The sequence below is a fragment of the Psychroserpens citreus genome, from assembly GCF_055686305.1.
In genome coordinates this window covers 1,024,845-1,042,851 of record NZ_CM145999.1, presented here as the reverse complement: position 1 = coordinate 1,042,851, position 18,007 = coordinate 1,024,845, and the positions used below count along the sequence as shown (strand labels likewise).

The window sequence follows — 18,007 nt, the reverse complement described above, 5'->3', positions numbered from 1 at the left end:
GAACGATGATTTTAGAAATGAAAGTTCCTTCACCAGGAGAATCAATCACAGAAGTAGAAATTGCTGAATGGTTAGTTTCAGATGGAGATTATGTTGAAAAAGATCAAGCCATTGCAGAAGTCGATAGTGATAAAGCAACTCTAGAATTACCTGCAGAAGCGAGTGGAACCATAACGCTTAAAGCAGAAGAAGGTGACGCTGTTGAGGTTGGAGCAGTAGTATGCTTAATTGATACAAGTGCTGCTAAACCTGAAGGCGGAGATGTAGCACCAGCAAAAGAAGAAGCACCAAAACCTGAGACTGCTACTTCGAGCGTAGTAGAGAAGTCTTCTAAAACGTATGCTACTGGAACTGCTAGTCCAGCAGCTAAGAAAATATTAGACGAAAAAGGTATAGATGCTTCATCGGTATCTGGTTCAGGGAAAGACGGACGTATTACTAAGGATGATGCTACAAAAGCTGTGCCTTCTATGGGAACACCAACTGGAGGAAGTAGAGGAACATCACGTAGTAAAATGTCTATGTTACGTCGTAAAGTTGCAGAACGTTTAGTAGAAGCAAAAAACACAACTGCTATGCTAACGACGTTTAATGAGGTGGATATGTCACCAATTTTTGACTTACGTAAGCAATATAAAGAAGACTTTAAAGCAAAGCATGGTGTAAGTCTTGGTTTTATGAGTTTCTTTACATTAGCAGTTGTGCGTGCTTTGAAAATGTATCCAGCTGTGAACTCAATGATTGATGGAAAAGAAATGTTGAGCTACGATTTTGTAGATATTTCAATTGCAGTGTCTGGACCTAAAGGATTAATGGTTCCAGTAATTAGAAATGCCGAAAACTTAAGCTTTAGAGGTGTGGAATCTGAAGTCAAACGTCTAGCGATTAGAGCTCGTGACGGACAAATCACCGTTGATGAAATGACTGGAGGAACATTTACAATTTCCAACGGAGGTGTTTTTGGAAGTATGTTATCAACACCAATTATAAATCCACCTCAAAGCGGGATTTTAGGGATGCATAATATTGTAGAACGTCCTGTAGCGATTGATGGCAAAGTAGAGATAAGACCAATCATGTATGTGGCTTTATCTTATGATCATAGAATTATTGATGGTAAAGAATCAGTTGGTTTCTTAGTGGCCGTTAAAGAAGCTTTAGAAAATCCAGTAGAATTATTAATGAATAATGATATCAAGAAAGCTTTAGAGATGTAATCTTTAGAACATATTTAAACATAAAAAAGCGCAATTCATAAGTTTGGATTGCGCTTTTTTCCCTAATAAAAAATAACTAACTAATAACTAAAAAAAATTAACAAGAATATTAATTGATATGATTAAAATGGCGCTAAAGATTAAGCCCACAATAAAGATCTTGTTAGTAAGGCTTTGGTTGTTTTTCATCGTTTCCATTTTTATATGTTTTAAATTGTGTTTTTCGTTTCAATAAAGCTCTGAGCTTATGAAGACACTCAGAGCCTTATATACCCTAATTAATTAATAGAGTTACTACAAAAAATCCCTCTAATCCTAATAACTCTGGTGTAAAATTCGTAATTATACTAATGTCAAACAATACGTAGTTCTACGTATATTTTAATTTTAAATGTTAAAATTTCAGAACTACAAACAAAAAAGCTCTAAGCCAAAAGACCTAGAGCTTTAATCCTTTATTTTATAAAAGGAAATTGATTAATAGCAATACAAACTTCGTGAATAAATCAACATCAAACAATACGTAGTTCTACGTATATTTTGTGTATTTTTTATCTAAAAACCTCTAGACTTTAAAAATCTAGAGGTTAGATTAAATTAAAATCTCCCTTAGAAATTAATAGTAAGTAAATATCTTTATTTATGCGGCTATCGGCAATAGGTATATATACCTGTTTTTATAAAAGCGAAAACTCTGAACCGATTATCCGATTCAGAGTTTTGTGATTTAATTCTCCCTATAAGAATTAATAGCTGAAGCAAATATCAGCATTAAAACTATGTGAGTCAATACGTAGTTCTACGTATATTTTGATAAAAATTCTTCATGTTCTTTAGCATATAATACAATACTATTAGATTTAGACTCCAATTGGAGCTTAGTACGGATATGACTTTTATGTTTTTCAACAGTACGATCAGATATAAATAAATCACGTCCAATTTCTTTAGCAGTTTTATTTAGAGCTATGAGCTTTAATACTTTCATTTCAGTATCAGTAAGTGTTTTTAAAGCTTCAGGGGTTTCTTTTATTTCTAAATACTCAATAAGCTCGGGGCTAAAATACGTATGTTCTTTAAGTACAGATGCAATACAGTGTTCAATTTCTGCGATTGCAAATTCTTTCAATATGTATCCGTAAATGCCTAATGATCTCGCTTTATTGTAAATATCATCACTTTTTTCAAAAGTGATGATTATGATTTTAGTTTTTAAACCAGCATCTTTACATTTTTCTGCAACTTGTAATCCAGTAAATATTGGCATTTGAATATCTAAAATGGCAATATCTGGCTGGTGTGCATTAATTAAGGTAAAGGCTTCTTTTCCATTTTTTGCACTCGCTATGACATTAAAATGTTTTTCTAGAAGGAAGTCATTGAGACCTTTAAGAATAAGTGGATGGTCGTCTGCTATAATAATTGACGTCGACATTGGGCTTTAGTTGTGAGGGATTCAAATATAAATATACTGAGATTTTTTTAATATCGGTATATAAGTTTTACAGTTTTAAATACAAGTATTTTTTGTCATAATCTATAATAGCTTTTGATTTTTTGAGAATATCTGCTCCAATAATACCATCTACAGGCTCTACATTATGAGTGGTTAAAGCCTTGTTTACATGAGTTAAATTAAATAGTATTAATGCGACCTTATCTTTTTTCCATTTTCCTATTTTTAGTGTATTTTTTTTAGAAACTTGGGTTGCTATATCTGTTGCACCTGCACCAGCCGCTTTTATTTTAGAATCTTTAGCTGTAAGATTGAAGGTTTCAATAGCTTCAAAACCCACACAGGAACTTGAAGCTCCTGTATCTAAAATAAAAAGACCTTTTACACCATTGATGGTGGCTTTAATTTCAAAATGATTGGTTTTGGTCAATTTTAATTTCACCTTCACGTAACCTTTATCAATTAAATACTCCTGTAACGATTCCATAGCTGTAATTTTAAACAAAGATAATAGTAAAGAATGTATTGTATTAGTAGACCTTATTATTAATTCATTTATTTTTGCAAAATGATAATTACAGATACCCATACACATTTATATAGTGAGGCTTTTGATGAGGATCGTTTCGAAATGATTAATCGTGCATTAGCTCAAAATATCTCAAGATTTTTTATTCCAGCAATTGATTCGAGTTACACCGAAGCCATGTTGAAATTGGAAAATGATTTCCCTGATCATGTATTTTTAATGATGGGTTTGCATCCTACCTCAGTTAAAGATAATTATCAAGAAGAATTAAGACACGTTGAAGGTTTATTGGCCAATCGTCATTTTTATGCGATAGGTGAGATTGGTATTGATTTGTATTGGGACACTTCTACATTAGATATTCAAAAAGCCGCTTTTAAACATCAAATTAATTTAGCAAAACAATATGGCTTGCCCATCGTAATTCATTGTAGAGAAGCTTTTGATGAAATTTTTGAGGTTTTAGACGAGGTTAACGATGATAAACTTTATGGAATTTTTCATTGTTTCACAGGAACCATAGAACAAGCACATCAGGCCATATCTTATAATATGAAATTAGGTATAGGCGGAGTAGCAACATTTAAAAATGGTAAAATAGATCAATTTCTTAAAGATATTGATTTAAAACATATCGTACTCGAAACAGATTCACCGTATTTAGCACCTAAACCGTTTCGTGGAAAACGTAATGAAAGTGCATACCTTATAAAGGTATTAGAAAAATTAAGTGAGATATATAATGTTTCCGAAGAAAAAATTGCCGAAATTACAACTCAAAATTCTAAGGATATATTCGGAGTTTAATAATGTCTACAAACCCACCTAACATATTACTAGTATATACTGGAGGAACTATCGGAATGATAAAACATCCAGAAACGGGAGCTTTAAAATCTTTTGACTTTAGAAATCTGCTCAAAAATATTCCAGAGCTTCAATTATTAGATTGTAATATTGAAGCTATTTCCTTTGATAATCCTATAGATTCTAGTAATATGAATGTAACCTATTGGATTCAAATAGCCGAAATTATTGAAAATAATTATGACGCATTTGATGGATTTGTTGTGTTACACGGAAGTGACACGATGAGTTATACGGCTTCAGCATTAAGTTTTATGTTTGAGAATTTATCCAAGCCAATCATTTTTACTGGATCACAATTGCCTATTGGAGATTTAAGAACTGATGCTAAAGAGAATTTGATTACGACAATACAAATGGCATCCTTACAACATCGAGGTAAGCCAGTTATTAAAGAAGTAGGTTTGTATTTTGAATACAAATTATACCGCGGAAATAGAACAACTAAAATAAATGCCGAGCATTTTGAAGCTTTTGAATCCATGAATTATCCGCATTTGGCTGAATCAGGAGTGCATTTAAAAGTAGAGTATGATGATTTATTCAAGCCTAATTTAAGAAAGAAGCTTGTAGTGCATAAGCAATTTGAAAATAATATCTTACTCGTAAAATTGTTTCCTGGCATATCAGAATCTGTGCTATCTCCTTTATTTAACTTATCTCATGTTAAGGGTATAGTTATAGAAACCTATGGGGCAGGAAATACGACTACAGAATCTTGGTTTATAGACTTATTAAAGCTGGTTATAAAAAGAGAAGTTCCAGTTGTAAATGTGTCTCAATGTGAAGGCGGAAGTGTTAGTATGGGGCAATATGAAACAAGTACACAATTGAAATCTATAGGTGTAATTTCGGGGAAAGATATTACAACTGAAGCAGCGCTAGCAAAAATGATGTTTATGTTAGGTGAAAAAGTGTCATTTAAAACCTTCAAGACTATTTTTGAAACCTCATTGCGAGGAGAGATGTCTTAAAATTAATCACAAAGTTTTATAATTATGATTTGAGTTGTATGTTTGCATGCTCAAAAAGAGAGGTGGCCGAGTGGTCGAAGGCGCACGCCTGGAAAGTGTGTATACTCCAAAAGGGTATCGAGGGTTCGAATCCCTTCCTCTCTGCGAATACATGAAAACACCCTTTAGAATTTGTCGAAGCTCGCTTCAGTAAATTCTAAAGGGTGTTTTCATAAGCAAACGCTAGTTTGCTTATAGTGTATTGCCAGCATAACCTAATAGGATGGACGAAGTCAATCCATGTATTTGTCGAAGTTTGCTTCAGTAAATTTGTAGGGGTGATTTGATAACAAACGCTAGTTTACTAATATAATAGGTTGTAGTGTTGTTCAATACTCTATTGAGACACATATCATCAACTTTATTAATGTTGAATGACTATTAAATTCAAATAAATGAGTGTTGTAGTAGATATGTTTATTGGTTGTTTTGAAATCAATTTACTGTCTTACTTATAGTTATAAACGAAACATGGTTTGATATTTTCCGAAGTAAAACTATAGTTACATTGTTAAAAGTGTGATATATACAGAGTTTTTAAAAGATTTTTTAAAATCAAAACCAATAATCCAAAACATTTTATTTAAATTCGTCATTATAAATTTTCAAATTGAGTGTAACAACGTTAAACCTCACTACTCAATTGGGATTTTTATTTTTTAATTACAATTTTTTTATATCTTTAACACTTTAACTAATAAAATTAAGAACAAGAACGATGAAAAGACTATTTTCTATCTTAGCCATAGCATGTATCATGGCTTTCGGTACTGTTAATGCAACTACAAATGCTTATACAGTAGAGACTGCAACTACAGCAGTTGCCACATCATTTCAAGAAGAACCAGCTGCAGCTGAAAAATCTTTTACACAAAAGGTAAAGGAGCGTTTTATTGAAGGTGGTCCATTTTTTATGGGAATTGTATTGCTATGTTTAATTCTAGGATTAGCCATTGCTATTGAAAGAATTATCTATTTAAATCTTGCAACAACAAATTCAAAAAAATTAACAGCAGATGTGGAAGATGCACTTAACTCTGGTGGAATTGAAGCAGCAAAAGAAGTTTGTAGAAATACAAAAGGTCCTGTTGCATCTATTTTCTATCAAGGATTAGATAGAGCAGACGAAGATATTGATGCTGCTGAGAAAGCTGTTGTAGCTTATGGTGGTGTTCAGATGGGACAATTAGAAAAGAATGTGTCTTGGATTTCATTATTTATCGCATTAGCACCAATGCTTGGTTTCATGGGAACAGTACTTGGTATGATTGATGCCTTTGATAAAATTGAAGCTGCAGGGGATATGAACCCTTCATTAGTAGCAGGTGGTATTAAAGTAGCCTTATTAACAACCGTTTTTGGTCTAATTGTTGCTATTATATTACAGATATTCTATAATTATATCATTTCAAAAATTGACAGCATCGTTAACGATATGGAAGATGCATCTATCTCACTAATGGATTTATTAGTAAGACACAAGAAGTAAGAAACCAATTATTAAATCAAACATAATATGAATATTCAAAAAATAATCAAAATTGTTGCTTTAGTAATCGGTCTAATTGCAGTGTTCTTTTTGGTAAGAATAATGATGTTAGGTGATGAGGCGATTGAGTCTGATGTAGCAAATCAAGGTGTTTTATCTGGTTTTGCGAACTTAGCTTATGTAGTCTTAGCAATCGCAACAATATCAGCTGTAGTTTTCAGTTTAATTAACTTGGTTAGTCAGCCTGATAAACTTAAAAAAGCATTAATGTCTTTAGGTGTTTTTGCTCTAGTTTTAGCAATCGCATGGTTTGCATCTTCAGGAGAAGAGCGACTATTAAGCGATGGTACAACTTTATCGGCGTCTGGATCGCAATTGATTGAAGCAGGAATTAAAGCATTCTATATTTTAATTTTGTTGGCAGCAGGTCTTATGTTGTTCTTCGGAGTTAAAAAGATGCTTAGTAAATAATTTAAAATTATGGCAAAACGATCAGCACCAGAAGTTAATGCTGGGTCTATGGCAGACATAGCATTCTTACTTCTTATATTTTTCCTAGTAACAACCACAATCCCAAAAGATTCAGGGATTAGTCGTAAGTTGCCACCTATAGAACCGCCTAATGAAGAAGACGTTGTAATTAAACAAAAAAACATCTTCACGGTTTTAATAAATGGTAAGGATCAACTCCTAGTTGAGGATGAATTAATGGAACTCAAAGACTTAAGAAAAGCTGCGATTGAATTTTTAGATAATGGTGGTGATGGTTCTTGTAACTATTGTAATGGAGGTAGAGATCCTAAATCATCAGATAACCCTGATAAAGCCATTATCTCTTTAAAAAACGAAAGAGAAACATCGTATAAGACCTATATTTCTGTTCAAAATGAACTGGTTGCAGCTTATAATGATTTAAGAAACAAAAGAGCTTTACAGATAGGACCTCAAAAAGGATTTAGAGACATGGATTTTGTGACCATGGAAAAGAATTATAAAGATCCTAAGTTTACTGGTAATACAGAGAAACTTAAAGAGATAATCGATCAAATTAGAAAAGAGTATCCGGAAAAGCTTTCTGAAGTACAATAAAATAAAACATTAAGAATATGTCTAAATTTAAGAGTAAAAAAGACAATGCTTTACCCGCTGTAAATACAGCATCACTACCAGATATTGTTTTCATGCTATTATTTTTCTTTATGGTAGTTACTGTGATGAGAGAAGATACACTTCTTATTGAAAACAGATTACCATTGGCAGATCAGGTTGAGAAGCTAGAAAAAAAGTATCCCATTAGCTATATCTATGCAGGAAAACCTGCTCGAGGGTATGAGAAATTTGGTACCGAAGCTAGATTACAACTCAATGATAAATTTGCTGACATCGGTGAAATTCAAGCATTTATTAATGCAGAAAGATCTGCATTGTTATCTGAAGACTTAATTCCTTATATGACTGTTTCTCTTAAAGTAGATCGAGAAGCAAATATGGGTATTGTAGGAGATATTAAACAAGAACTCCGAGAAGCTAATGCATTAAAAATTAATTATAGTGTAGGAACTGGTAGTGCACTCGAAAATTAGTTAAATACAAGATAAATGATAAAAGAGCATCCAAATTTGGATGCTTTTTTTATGTACGTGCTGAAATTTTCTATGAACTATTGAGTTATATTTGTGATATGAAACGATTGTGGTTACTCATTTTTGTATGTATGACCTTGTTTGGCTTGAATGCTCAACAAGGAGAAAATCCTCTTAAAGGAACTAAAGGTAAAGACAGCACCAAGGTTGTTGATGATAGATATAGAGAGGATCAATTTTATTTTTCGGTAACCTATAATTTATTAGGTAACAAACCTAAGGGTGTGTCACAGAGTGGGTTTTCGAGCGGATTTCATTTTGGATTTATTAGAGATATGCCTATCAATGAAAAACGTAATAAGGCCATTGGAATAGGTCTAGGATTGTCAACCAATTCCTATAATCAAACGTTATTAATTTCTGAAATAGATGGTAGCTTTAATTATTCAGTGATTGAAGGTGATGTGTCTTTTAGTAAAAATAAATTTACAACCTATCTTTTAGAAGTTCCATTAGAGTTTAGATGGCGCACTTCTACTGCTAGCGATTATGATTTTTGGCGTATTTATGCAGGTATTAAATTTGGTTATGTCGTGCATAATTCTTCAAAGTTCAATGGAAATCCAAATAATATTAAATTATCTAATATTGATCATTTTAATGATTTACAATATGGATTGACCTTAAGTGCTGGATACTCTAACGTTAATTTTCATTTTTATTATGCGCTAAATAGCATTTTTGATGACAATGCTACCTTGTCTGACACTAATAGTAGTATAGACATGAATGCTGTAAAAATAGGATTGATATTCTATATTTTATAACTTTGATCTACATCCAGTAATTTAAAAGTATCAATTGTGGCAATAAGCCCACAAAAAATCCAACGGCTAACTCAATGACTGTATGTGCTTTTAAATGTAGCCTTGAGGTTGCTATAGCGCCTAAAATGATACACATCAGTGCGATAGTTCCATTAATGTTTATTTTGAAGTGAATGGCTATTGCAATGGCAAACATAAAAAAACCAGCAGAAGCTATCATATGAATGCTAGCCTTGAATTTTACTACTGCAAGAACAAAACAGGTTATTGTTGACATGAGTATACCAATAAAAAAGAAATAGAGTTCTGGTATCTCATCTATCGGAAGTACTCGAATTAATATCAGGATAATTATCCCACAATTAATAAGTAAAGGTAAACGACGTTCTTCAACACTTTCTAAATGAAAAGATTGCACCTTATTAATGGTCTTTAATAAATAGAACAATAATATTGGTAAAACGATAGTAAGAATACTAATTGAAAAAAACTTGGCTCTCATCAATGGCTCTGGAATAAACCGTGGAGATTTAGAAAAATAAAAGATTACGCCAAGCAAGGGCATAAGCAGAGGGTGAAAAATGTATGATATGCTTTTGAGGAGCTGGTTCATTATATCTTCTTCCGTAACCTAGCCACAGGAATATCTAACTGCTCACGATATTTTGCTACCGTTCTTCGAGCGATTGGATAGCCTTTCTCCTTGAGAATTGTTGCTAATTTTTCATCGGTTAACGGTTTTTTCTTATCCTCTTCTTCGATAACGGTTTCTAAAATTTTCTTTATCTCACGAGTAGATACTTCTTCTCCTTGGTCATTGGTCATTGATTCGCTAAAGAATTCTTTAATCAATTTTGTGCCATAAGGTGTATCGACATATTTACTATTTGCCACACGAGAAACTGTTGAAACATCCATTTCAATCTCATCGGCAATATCTTTTAAAATCATTGGTTTAAGCTTGCGTTCATCACCTGTAAGGAAATAATCCTTTTGATACTGCATAATAGCACTCATTGTAACAAATAATGTCTGCTGACGTTGTTTTATGGCTTCGATAAACCATTTGGCAGCATCTAATTTCTGCTTAATGAACATAACAGCATCTTTTTGAGATTTACTCTTATCTTTAGATGCTTTGTAGCCTTTCATCATATTACTGTACTCGCGAGAGACATGAAGTTCAGGTGCGTTTCTTCCATTAAGCGTTAATTCTAACTCACCATCAACAATTTTAATTGCAAAATCTGGTACGACATGTTCTACTATTTTATTATTTCCAGAGTAAGAGCCACCTGGTTTAGGATTTAAACGTTCCACTTCTTCAATAGCATCTCTAAGCTGAACTTCTGTAATATCAAATTTTTGAAGTAGCTTCTTGTAATGTTTCTTTGTAAACTGATCAAAGGCTTTATCGATAATATCACATGCTAACTGTACATCTGGGTGTTTTTCCTTGCGATGTAGCTGAATACTTAAGCACTCTTGAAGATTTCTAGCACCAACACCTGCTGGATCTAATTGATGGACCTTTTGTAAAACATGTTCAATTTTATCTTCTGTTGTAAAAATATTTTGTGTGAACGCCAGATCATCCATGATATCACTTAAGGAGCGACGGATATAGCCACTTTCATCTACGCTACCTACAAGAAATTCTGCAATGTCACGTTCTTCTTCATTAAGTCTAAAGGTGTTTAGCTGGTTTCTTAGATGTTGGGTAAATGAAGTTCCTGCTGCATAAGGGACATTTTTCTCTTCGTCATCTGCACTGTAATTATTAGTTTGAGTTCTATATTCTGGAACAACATCATCACTCAAATACTCATCGATATTGATGTCATCAGTATTGATGGTCTCGCTATCGTCATACTCATCAGCTGAGTTGTCAAACTCATCAAATTTATCCTCGTCTTTAGTTTCCTTTCCCGTATCTAAAGCTGGATTTTCTTCCAATTCTTGCTTAATACGTTGCTCAAAAGCTTGTGTAGGCAGTTGAATCAACTTCATAAGTTGAATTTGTTGTGGAGACAACTTTTGTGATAATTTAAACTGTAAGTATTGTTTTAAAGCCATATAGTGTTAGCTCGTATTTAGTTGGTTTAATAGTTGATTGTAAAAACAATATCTATAAATCTACAAGAATTATTCCAACAACACAGATTTTTTTCTATTTGAAATGATTCTATATATAAAACTAAAAAAACCTGTTGGTATTTTATAACCTACAGGCTTTTTATTTTTTAAAATTCTGCGTTTTGAGGTGTTCTTGGATAAGGGATTACATCTCTAATATTGCTCATTCCTGTGGCAAACATTACTAAACGCTCAAACCCAAGACCGAATCCAGAATGTACTGCAGTCCCGTACTTACGTAAGTCTAAGTACCACCATAATTCTTCTTCAGGGATATCTAATGCCTTCATTTTTTCTTTAAGCACATCTAATCGCTCTTCACGTTGAGACCCTCCAACCATTTCTCCAATACCAGGAAATAAAATATCCATGGCGCGAACGGTTTTACCATCTTCATTTAAGCGCATGTAAAAGGCTTTGATGTTAGCGGGATAATCAAATAAAATCACAGGGCATTTGAAATGTTTCTCTACTAAGAAACGCTCATGCTCACTTTGAAGGTCAGCTCCCCATTCTTCAATGAGATACTTAAATTTCTTTTTCTTGTTAGGCTTACAGCTGCGTAAAATTTCAATTGCTTCGGTATAACTCACACGTTTAAAGTTGTTATCAACAACGAACTTGATTTTTTCAATCAAACTCATGTCTGAGCGTTCTGTTTGAGGTTTGGTTTTTTCCTCATCTAATAAACGCTTTTCTAAAAATTCTAAGTCTTCACGATTATGCTCTAAAACATAACTTAATACCGATTTCATAAAGTCTTCGGCTAAGTCCATATTCCCAGCTAAATCCATGAAGGCAACCTCAGGCTCAATCATCCAAAATTCGGCTAGGTGTCGTGATGTATTGGAGTTTTCGGCTCTAAAAGTAGGTCCAAACGTATATACTTTTCCTAAGGACATGGCATAGGTTTCAGCTTCTAATTGTCCAGATACAGTTAAGTTGGTCTCTTTTCCGAAGAAATCTTCAGTGTAATTTACTTGTCCGTTTTGATCTAAAGGAGGAGTTTTAGCATCTAAATTAGTTACTCTAAACATTTCACCTGCACCTTCAGCATCACTTCCTGTAATGATAGGTGTATGCATGTAGTAAAATCCGTTCTCATTAAAATACTTGTGAATGGCGAATGATAATGACGACCGCAAACGCATGACTGCACTAAATGTATTAGTTCTAGTACGTAAATGGGCATTCTCACGTAAGAACTCAAACGTGTGTTTTTTAGGCTGAATAGGATATTCATCTGGATCAGAATCACCAAGAATTTCAATAGAGGTTACTTGAATCTCTACCTTTTGACCTTTACCTTGGCTTTCTACCAATTCTCCTTTAATATGAACTGCAGCACCTGTAGTAATACGTTTTAGAATTGCTTCTTCAGTATTTTCAAAATCAACAACACATTGGATATTATTTATAGTCGACCCATCATTTAAAGCAATAAATCGATTAGCTCTAAAGGTTCTTACCCAACCTTTAATTTCTATGGGTTGGAATGTAATATCTTGTGTTAGTAATTGTGAAACTGTATAGCTCATTAGTTTAAAATTTTATGCAAATATAAATGTTTATAGAATTTATTTGTCTTAAGAATCTTCGTCTTCTTCTGGGATAATATTAATTGACGGCTCGCGCATCACTTCTTTATTGGCAATACTTCGTTCTAAAGAAAGTAATAGCGATGGCAATAAAAGTAAGTTGGATAGCATGGCAAATAACAGAGTTGCCGAAACTAGTGCACCTAATGCAACTGTTCCTCCAAAGCTAGAGGTTGTAAAAACAATGAATCCAAAAAATAATACAATTGACGTATAGAACATACTCACGCCAGTTTCGCGTAAAGCTGCATAAACTGACTTTCGTATTTTCCAGTGATTCGCTTGCAATTCTTGACGATATTTTGCCAAAAAGTGAATGGTATCATCTACAGAAATACCAAAAGCAATACTAAATACTAAAATTGTTGATGGTTTAATAGGGACACCTAAATAACCCATTAATCCAGCTGTGATAACTAATGGTAATACATTCGGAATTAATGACACAATAATCATTCTCACCGATCTGAACATATAGGCCATAAATAATGAAATAAGAAATATGGCTAATGATAATGAAATTGCAAGATTTTTTACGAGGTATTTAGTGCCTTTTTGAAACACTAATGCTTTGCCTGTCATTGTTACATTATAGTGATCAGCTGGCTGAAATGTTTTATCAATTTTATTCTGAAGATCTTCTTGGATGCGTTCCATTTTTTTCGTACCTATATCTTTCATAAAGGTCGTGATACGTGCATATTGGCCAGTACTATCTACAAAATTTTGAAGTAAGTCTACATCTGAAGAAGAGTTTTTAGCATATGATAAAATAAAGCTATTTTCTTGAGAGGTTGGTAGTTGATAATACTTAGGATTACCATTGTAATAGGCTTGTTTGCTATATTTTACTAAACTTACTACAGAAATAGGACGTGATAACTCTGGAGTTTCATCTATAAGGTTTTCCAGCGTTTCCATTTTTTTAAGTGTACTCAATTTCATAACGCCTTTTTTTCGCTTGGTATCAACCATAATCTCTAATGGCATAATGCCATCAAATTCATCTTCAAAGAATCTAATATCTTTAAAAAAGGCTTCTTCTTTTGGCATGTCTTCAATTAGACTACCTGATATTTCTATTTTGTAAATACCAATAATACTAGCGATAATGAGTATAAGAGAAGTGACATAAATTGCAATTTTTTGTTCTCTAACCATACGCTCTATCCAATTGACAAAGCCACCAATCCAACGTTTATTTAGGTGTTCTAAATGCCGTTCTTTAGGATACGGTAAAAAGGTATAGATGATTGGAATAATAAGTAAACACAACATGAAAATTGCTAGAATACTTAACGAAGCAACAATACCAAACTCTTTAAGAAGCTTACTTTCAGTTAAAATAAAGGTGGCAAATCCAGAAGCAGTAGTGACATTGGTCATTAATGTGGCATTACCAATTTTAGTAATAACTCGTTGTAACGATTTTACCTTATTACCATGTAGCTTAACTTCATGCTGGTATTTATTAATTAGAAAAATACAGTTAGGAATTCCAATAACGATAATAAGTGGTGGTATTAATGCTGTAAGTACAGTAATCTCATAATTAAGTAAACCTAAAATTCCAAAGGTCCACATCACACCAACGCAAACAACAATTAGCGATATGAAAGTTGCTCTAAATGATCTAAAAAAGAAAAAGAAAATTAAAGAGGTAACACCTAAAGCGAGCCCAATAAAGAGCCCAATTTCATCAACTATATTTTGAGAATTTAAAGTTCGTATATATGGCATACCAGAAATACGCACATCCAAATCATTAGCAGCTTCAAAATTTTTGATTTTATCATCAAGTGTTAGCATGATGAAATCTTTTCGTGCAGATGTATTTACAATATCTTTCTTTAAGTAGATGGCAGTCCTTATGGTTTTTGTTTCCGTATTAAACAAGAAATTATCATAGAACGGATACTGTTCAAATAATTCTTCTTGAAGCACATCTATTTGCTCGATAGATGTTATGGAATCTTTAATAAATGGAACCAGGTCAAATTTTTCCGCTTTCTTATTTTTAACCAATTTTTGTAAATCATTGATAGAAACTACAGTTTCTACTTCATCAAAAGCTTTAAAATCTTCTGAAAGCTTATTCCAAGCATTTAATTTATCAACAGTAAATAATGTGGAGTCTTTAACACCAAGAATAATTAAATTACCTTCTTCACCAAAGATGTTTAAGAAGTTGTTATAGGTAACATTCACTTCATGTTCATCAGGAAGCAAGTTAGCTTCTGTATAAGTGAAACGCATATGTTTCCATTGCGAGCTAAAGAATAATGTAGCTAGAATTATGGCAATTAAAATACCAATCTTGTTGCGTAAAATTAATCGCGCAACAATTTCCCAAAAATCCTTTGTAAACAATTTAAGCATCTTAGTTCTAAAACAAGCGCAAAGGTAGAAAAAACCTAGGGATTGTAAGGGGAAAAAGTTATTTATTAGAAGCTATAACTATAGTTTAACTTTTTTTTGTAAGATGAAATGGAGTCGATGTAAGACATTCAGAATTAATTGAAATGAAGTTATGATAAAAATTAATAACTTTATATCTACACGATTGTTATGTCATTTAATCATATTAACCTATTTATTTTATTCTTGTTTTCTAACGCGGCATTGGCTCAAGAGACGAAATCATATACTTATGATTCTTTTGCAGAGAAAATTTATTTACAACTAGATAACGAAGTTTACACCACTGATAAAACGATTTGGTTTAAAGCTATTGTGAGTAATGCTGTATTGCATAGCCCAGAGTTTTCTAGTGGTGTTTTGTATGTTGACTTAATAAATCCTAAAAAAGACATTGTCAAATCTAAAATAATCAAAATTGAAGAAGGGATTGGAAATGGTTTTTTTGATTTAGATAGAAGCTATGATGAAGGGCAGTATATTCTAAGAGCTTATACTGAATGGAATAAGAATTTTGGATCGGATTTTTTTTTCAAAAAAGATATACAGATTTACTCTGAAAATAGTAAATACCCTAGCTTGAAGCCTGTCCAGAATTTGAGACGGACTGATAGTTCATCAAGTGGATTTAATCTGAAGGCTGATATATTTCCTGAACATATAGATAGCCTACATAAAAATCAAAAGCTAAGAGTGGTTGTCATTCAAGATGGGGTTAGAGATACTATAAAGTTAAAAAGAGGACGAAATGGTTTTTTTGATTTTAGCCATTTAATTAAGAAAAACACAAAAGAAGTAACATTAGAATTAATCACTCACGATAAAAAACATTATTTGACGACGCTTTTAAAAAATCGTGAATCAATTGATCTACAATTTTTTCCTGAAAGTGGTTCCTTGGTTCATGGTTTAACGAGTAAAGTTGGTTTTAAGGCAATAGATCCTAACGGAAAAGGGACAGGTGTTAAGGGAGTTATTTTAGATAATCACGATAGAATAGTTACAGCATTCGAAAGTAATGTTTTGGGAATGGGACATTTTTTTTTGAAGGATGTTGATTCTTCTTTGACATATAAAGCACGTTGCTTTGGAGTCAAAGATTCAATAGATTGGCAAGTTAATTTGCCAAAAGTGAAGGGCAATGGTATACTAATGGCTGCATCTTTTAATGAGAATGCCATAAATATTTCAGTAGCATCTAATGATTCAAAAAATGATCAATCTATAATTTTAAAAGCATCTTGTCGTGGTTATACTTATTTTCATGAGTCTGGACGAATAGTGAACGGAAGCTTTGTGTTCTCCATACCAAAACAAAGTCTACCCGAAGGTATTATCGTATTTAGGCTAAGTGATAATGACAACTTTCCAATTGCTGAGAGGATGATTTTTAATGAAATGCCTACCAATAGAATCACGATAAAAGCTATAGCAAATAAAAAAGAGTACCAACAACGAGAAAAAGTTAACCTGAAAGTTGAAGCGGTTAATTCTGAAAATATACCTTTAGTAGTCAGCTTGTCTAGCTTAGTTGTTCAAAAGGAACAGTTTAATGATGTGCAAAATTTAAGAGAAAATATATTATCCTTCTTTTTACTTAGCTCTGACCTAAAGGGAACAATAGAAACTCCAGGGGCTTATTTTAATAATGAAGAACAATTAAATATTGACGACTTATTGCTAACACAAGGCTGGTCTAACTACAAATACATCAAGCTAAGTGGAAACTTTAATTTTGAGATGGAACAAAAACTTAAGGTTTCAGGAATAATAAACCACAAAAAAAAGGTTAAAAGCACAGAAGAATTAGAATTAATGTTAATGACATTTGATGAAATGAAAGTGCCATACATAAAGAATGTGAATGTACCTGGCACATTTAACTTTGAATTGGATGATATGTATGGTTCTGAAAAGGATATTTTGATTCAACCTATCAATGGTAGTAAAGATGAGAGAAAAAAATATGTTATTGCCTTAAACGAGAAAAAAAGACTTCCAATTAGTTTTAACTCTACTCCTAAACATAAGATTGTGATTAATGAGGAAATAGCGGATAAGATTGTTTCTCAAAACAGGAAGTATAAAAAAGAAGAGACCGATTTTTATTTTTCTACTTTTGGCAGAACAATACTGGATGAGGTTGTTATTGATGGTTATAAAATGACACCTAAAAGACAAGAAATGTTAAATACGTATGGAAAACCAGATGTTGTTATTGATGGGGAAGAGATTGTCGAAAAAACATCAGATTGGTCTTATGGTTTATATAGTGTGCTTCGTAATTCATTTTGGGATAAAATTACTATTCTCAGACAAGGTCGCGATTTAAGAGCGCAGATTTTTACGAATGAAGTAACTCTTGTAGTCATAGATGGTATCCCTGTTCTAGAACATGAATATCCTTTTGTTCAGTATTTGTCTCCCGATGAAATAGTTAGTTTTGAAGTTATAAAGTTTCCAAAAAACTTCAATGCGCTATATACAAGAGTTTTTCCACTAGCTAGACCACCATTCCCAGATGGAAGTATTATAAGCATTTATACAAAAATTGGTAAAGGTATATTTGGCGCTTTGGAACCCGCAAAAGATAGATTGGAATTAAATAGTATATCGGTATTTGCTCAGGAAAAAGAGTTTTATGTTCCCAAATATGATAATGATGATTTTAATTCAAATACATTAGATTTAAGGACTCCATTGTATTGGAATCCAGAGATAACTACAGATGATCAAGGTAGAGCTTTGATAGATTACTACAATTCTGATGTTAAAGGTGATTTCATCATCATTTTAGAGGCTATAACAAATTCCGGAATGCTAGGTTATAAAGTTGTGCCTTACAAGGTGAAAGAGCGTTTAAACTAAGCTGTA

At 32.6% G+C, this 18,007-nt stretch carries 15 protein-coding genes and 1 tRNA gene; 10 read left to right on the top strand and 6 right to left on the bottom strand.

Annotated elements, in window-relative coordinates:
* The first annotated feature begins 5 nt into the window (after positions 1–5).
* A complete protein-coding gene (gene odhB, locus ACTU6T_RS04700) occupies positions 6–1,217 on the top strand; it encodes a 2-oxoglutarate dehydrogenase complex dihydrolipoyllysine-residue succinyltransferase (protein WP_460220104.1) in 1,212 nt (403 codons plus the stop codon).
* Between the two features lie 799 nt (positions 1,218–2,016).
* Here the strand turns inward: odhB and ACTU6T_RS04695 are convergent.
* Both ACTU6T_RS04695 and ACTU6T_RS04690 read right to left on the bottom strand, forming a co-directional pair.
* A complete protein-coding gene (locus ACTU6T_RS04695; RefSeq protein WP_460220103.1) occupies positions 2,017–2,652 on the bottom strand; it encodes a response regulator in 636 nt (211 codons plus the stop codon).
* A 67-nt stretch (positions 2,653–2,719) separates the two neighbouring features.
* Positions 2,720–3,160, bottom strand: a complete 441-nt coding sequence (locus tag ACTU6T_RS04690; RefSeq protein WP_460220102.1) for a retropepsin-like aspartic protease — start codon at positions 3,158–3,160, stop codon at positions 2,720–2,722.
* Positions 3,161–3,241: 81 nt separating this feature from the next.
* On the opposite strand from ACTU6T_RS04690, the gene ACTU6T_RS04685 reads away from it, so the two are divergent.
* From ACTU6T_RS04685 to ACTU6T_RS04650, 8 genes are all read left to right on the top strand, one after another.
* The gene (locus tag ACTU6T_RS04685) at positions 3,242–4,009 is read left to right on the top strand and encodes a TatD family hydrolase (RefSeq protein WP_460220101.1); all 768 of its coding nucleotides are present in this window, start codon (positions 3,242–3,244) and stop codon (positions 4,007–4,009) included.
* A 2-nt stretch (positions 4,010–4,011) separates the two neighbouring features.
* Complete coding sequence (locus ACTU6T_RS04680; RefSeq protein ID WP_460220100.1) at positions 4,012–5,043, top strand: asparaginase; 1,032 nt, start codon at positions 4,012–4,014, stop codon at positions 5,041–5,043.
* A 56-nt stretch (positions 5,044–5,099) separates the two neighbouring features.
* Positions 5,100–5,187, top strand: a tRNA-Ser gene (locus ACTU6T_RS04675).
* Between the two features lie 613 nt (positions 5,188–5,800).
* Positions 5,801–6,571 (top strand): MotA/TolQ/ExbB proton channel family protein, encoded by a 771-nt coding sequence (locus ACTU6T_RS04670; RefSeq protein ID WP_460220099.1) that lies wholly within the window; start codon positions 5,801–5,803, stop codon positions 6,569–6,571.
* Positions 6,572–6,598: 27 nt separating this feature from the next.
* Positions 6,599–7,042 (top strand): hypothetical protein, encoded by a 444-nt coding sequence (locus ACTU6T_RS04665; RefSeq protein WP_460220098.1) that lies wholly within the window; start codon positions 6,599–6,601, stop codon positions 7,040–7,042.
* 9 nt (positions 7,043–7,051) lie between these two features.
* Complete coding sequence (locus ACTU6T_RS04660) at positions 7,052–7,660, top strand: ExbD/TolR family protein (protein ID WP_460220097.1); 609 nt, start codon at positions 7,052–7,054, stop codon at positions 7,658–7,660.
* Between the two features lie 17 nt (positions 7,661–7,677).
* Positions 7,678–8,154, top strand: a complete 477-nt coding sequence (locus ACTU6T_RS04655; RefSeq protein ID WP_460220096.1) for an ExbD/TolR family protein — start codon at positions 7,678–7,680, stop codon at positions 8,152–8,154.
* Positions 8,155–8,252: 98 nt separating this feature from the next.
* Positions 8,253–8,981, top strand: coding sequence for a porin family protein (locus tag ACTU6T_RS04650; RefSeq protein ID WP_460220095.1), 729 nt, complete (start codon positions 8,253–8,255; stop codon positions 8,979–8,981).
* Between the two features lie 7 nt (positions 8,982–8,988).
* Here ACTU6T_RS04650 and ACTU6T_RS04645 read toward each other — a convergent pair whose 3' ends face one another.
* From ACTU6T_RS04645 to ACTU6T_RS04630, 4 genes are all read right to left on the bottom strand, one after another.
* Positions 8,989–9,483, bottom strand: coding sequence for a hypothetical protein (locus ACTU6T_RS04645; protein WP_460220094.1), 495 nt, complete (start codon positions 9,481–9,483; stop codon positions 8,989–8,991).
* A 110-nt stretch (positions 9,484–9,593) separates the two neighbouring features.
* Positions 9,594–11,057 (bottom strand): RNA polymerase factor sigma-54, encoded by a 1,464-nt coding sequence (gene rpoN / locus ACTU6T_RS04640; protein WP_460220093.1) that lies wholly within the window; start codon positions 11,055–11,057, stop codon positions 9,594–9,596.
* Positions 11,058–11,224: 167 nt separating this feature from the next.
* The gene (asnS, locus tag ACTU6T_RS04635; RefSeq protein ID WP_460220092.1) at positions 11,225–12,655 is read right to left on the bottom strand and encodes an asparagine--tRNA ligase; all 1,431 of its coding nucleotides are present in this window, start codon (positions 12,653–12,655) and stop codon (positions 11,225–11,227) included.
* A 48-nt stretch (positions 12,656–12,703) separates the two neighbouring features.
* Positions 12,704–15,094 (bottom strand): efflux RND transporter permease subunit, encoded by a 2,391-nt coding sequence (locus ACTU6T_RS04630; protein WP_460220091.1) that lies wholly within the window; start codon positions 15,092–15,094, stop codon positions 12,704–12,706.
* A gap of 189 nt (positions 15,095–15,283) precedes the next feature.
* On the opposite strand from ACTU6T_RS04630, the gene ACTU6T_RS04625 reads away from it, so the two are divergent.
* Positions 15,284–18,001 (top strand): hypothetical protein, encoded by a 2,718-nt coding sequence (locus ACTU6T_RS04625; RefSeq protein ID WP_460220090.1) that lies wholly within the window; start codon positions 15,284–15,286, stop codon positions 17,999–18,001.
* Positions 18,002–18,007: the final 6 nt, after the last annotated feature.

Excerpts from the sequence above, each read along its gene's own strand:
- ACTU6T_RS04665 (WP_460220098.1), top strand. The coding sequence starts at position 6,599 with ATGAATATTCAAAAAATAATCAAAATTGTTGCTTTAGTAATCGGTCTA.
- ACTU6T_RS04630 (WP_460220091.1), bottom strand. The coding sequence starts at position 15,094 with ATGCTTAAATTGTTTACAAAGGATTTTTGGGAAATTGTTGCGCGATTA.
- ACTU6T_RS04655 (WP_460220096.1), top strand. The coding sequence starts at position 7,678 with ATGTCTAAATTTAAGAGTAAAAAAGACAATGCTTTACCCGCTGTAAAT.
- ACTU6T_RS04685 (WP_460220101.1), top strand. The coding sequence starts at position 3,242 with ATGATAATTACAGATACCCATACACATTTATATAGTGAGGCTTTTGAT.
- ACTU6T_RS04650 (WP_460220095.1), top strand. The coding sequence starts at position 8,253 with ATGAAACGATTGTGGTTACTCATTTTTGTATGTATGACCTTGTTTGGC.
- asnS (WP_460220092.1), bottom strand. The coding sequence starts at position 12,655 with ATGAGCTATACAGTTTCACAATTACTAACACAAGATATTACATTCCAA.
- ACTU6T_RS04625 (WP_460220090.1), top strand. The coding sequence starts at position 15,284 with ATGTCATTTAATCATATTAACCTATTTATTTTATTCTTGTTTTCTAAC.
- ACTU6T_RS04695 (WP_460220103.1), bottom strand. The coding sequence starts at position 2,652 with ATGTCGACGTCAATTATTATAGCAGACGACCATCCACTTATTCTTAAA.
- ACTU6T_RS04670 (WP_460220099.1), top strand. The coding sequence starts at position 5,801 with ATGAAAAGACTATTTTCTATCTTAGCCATAGCATGTATCATGGCTTTC.
- odhB (WP_460220104.1), top strand. The coding sequence starts at position 6 with ATGATTTTAGAAATGAAAGTTCCTTCACCAGGAGAATCAATCACAGAA.
- ACTU6T_RS04660 (WP_460220097.1), top strand. The coding sequence starts at position 7,052 with ATGGCAAAACGATCAGCACCAGAAGTTAATGCTGGGTCTATGGCAGAC.
- ACTU6T_RS04680 (WP_460220100.1), top strand. The coding sequence starts at position 4,012 with ATGTCTACAAACCCACCTAACATATTACTAGTATATACTGGAGGAACT.
- ACTU6T_RS04645 (WP_460220094.1), bottom strand. The coding sequence starts at position 9,483 with ATGAGAGCCAAGTTTTTTTCAATTAGTATTCTTACTATCGTTTTACCA.
- rpoN (WP_460220093.1), bottom strand. The coding sequence starts at position 11,057 with ATGGCTTTAAAACAATACTTACAGTTTAAATTATCACAAAAGTTGTCT.
- ACTU6T_RS04690 (WP_460220102.1), bottom strand. The coding sequence starts at position 3,160 with ATGGAATCGTTACAGGAGTATTTAATTGATAAAGGTTACGTGAAGGTG.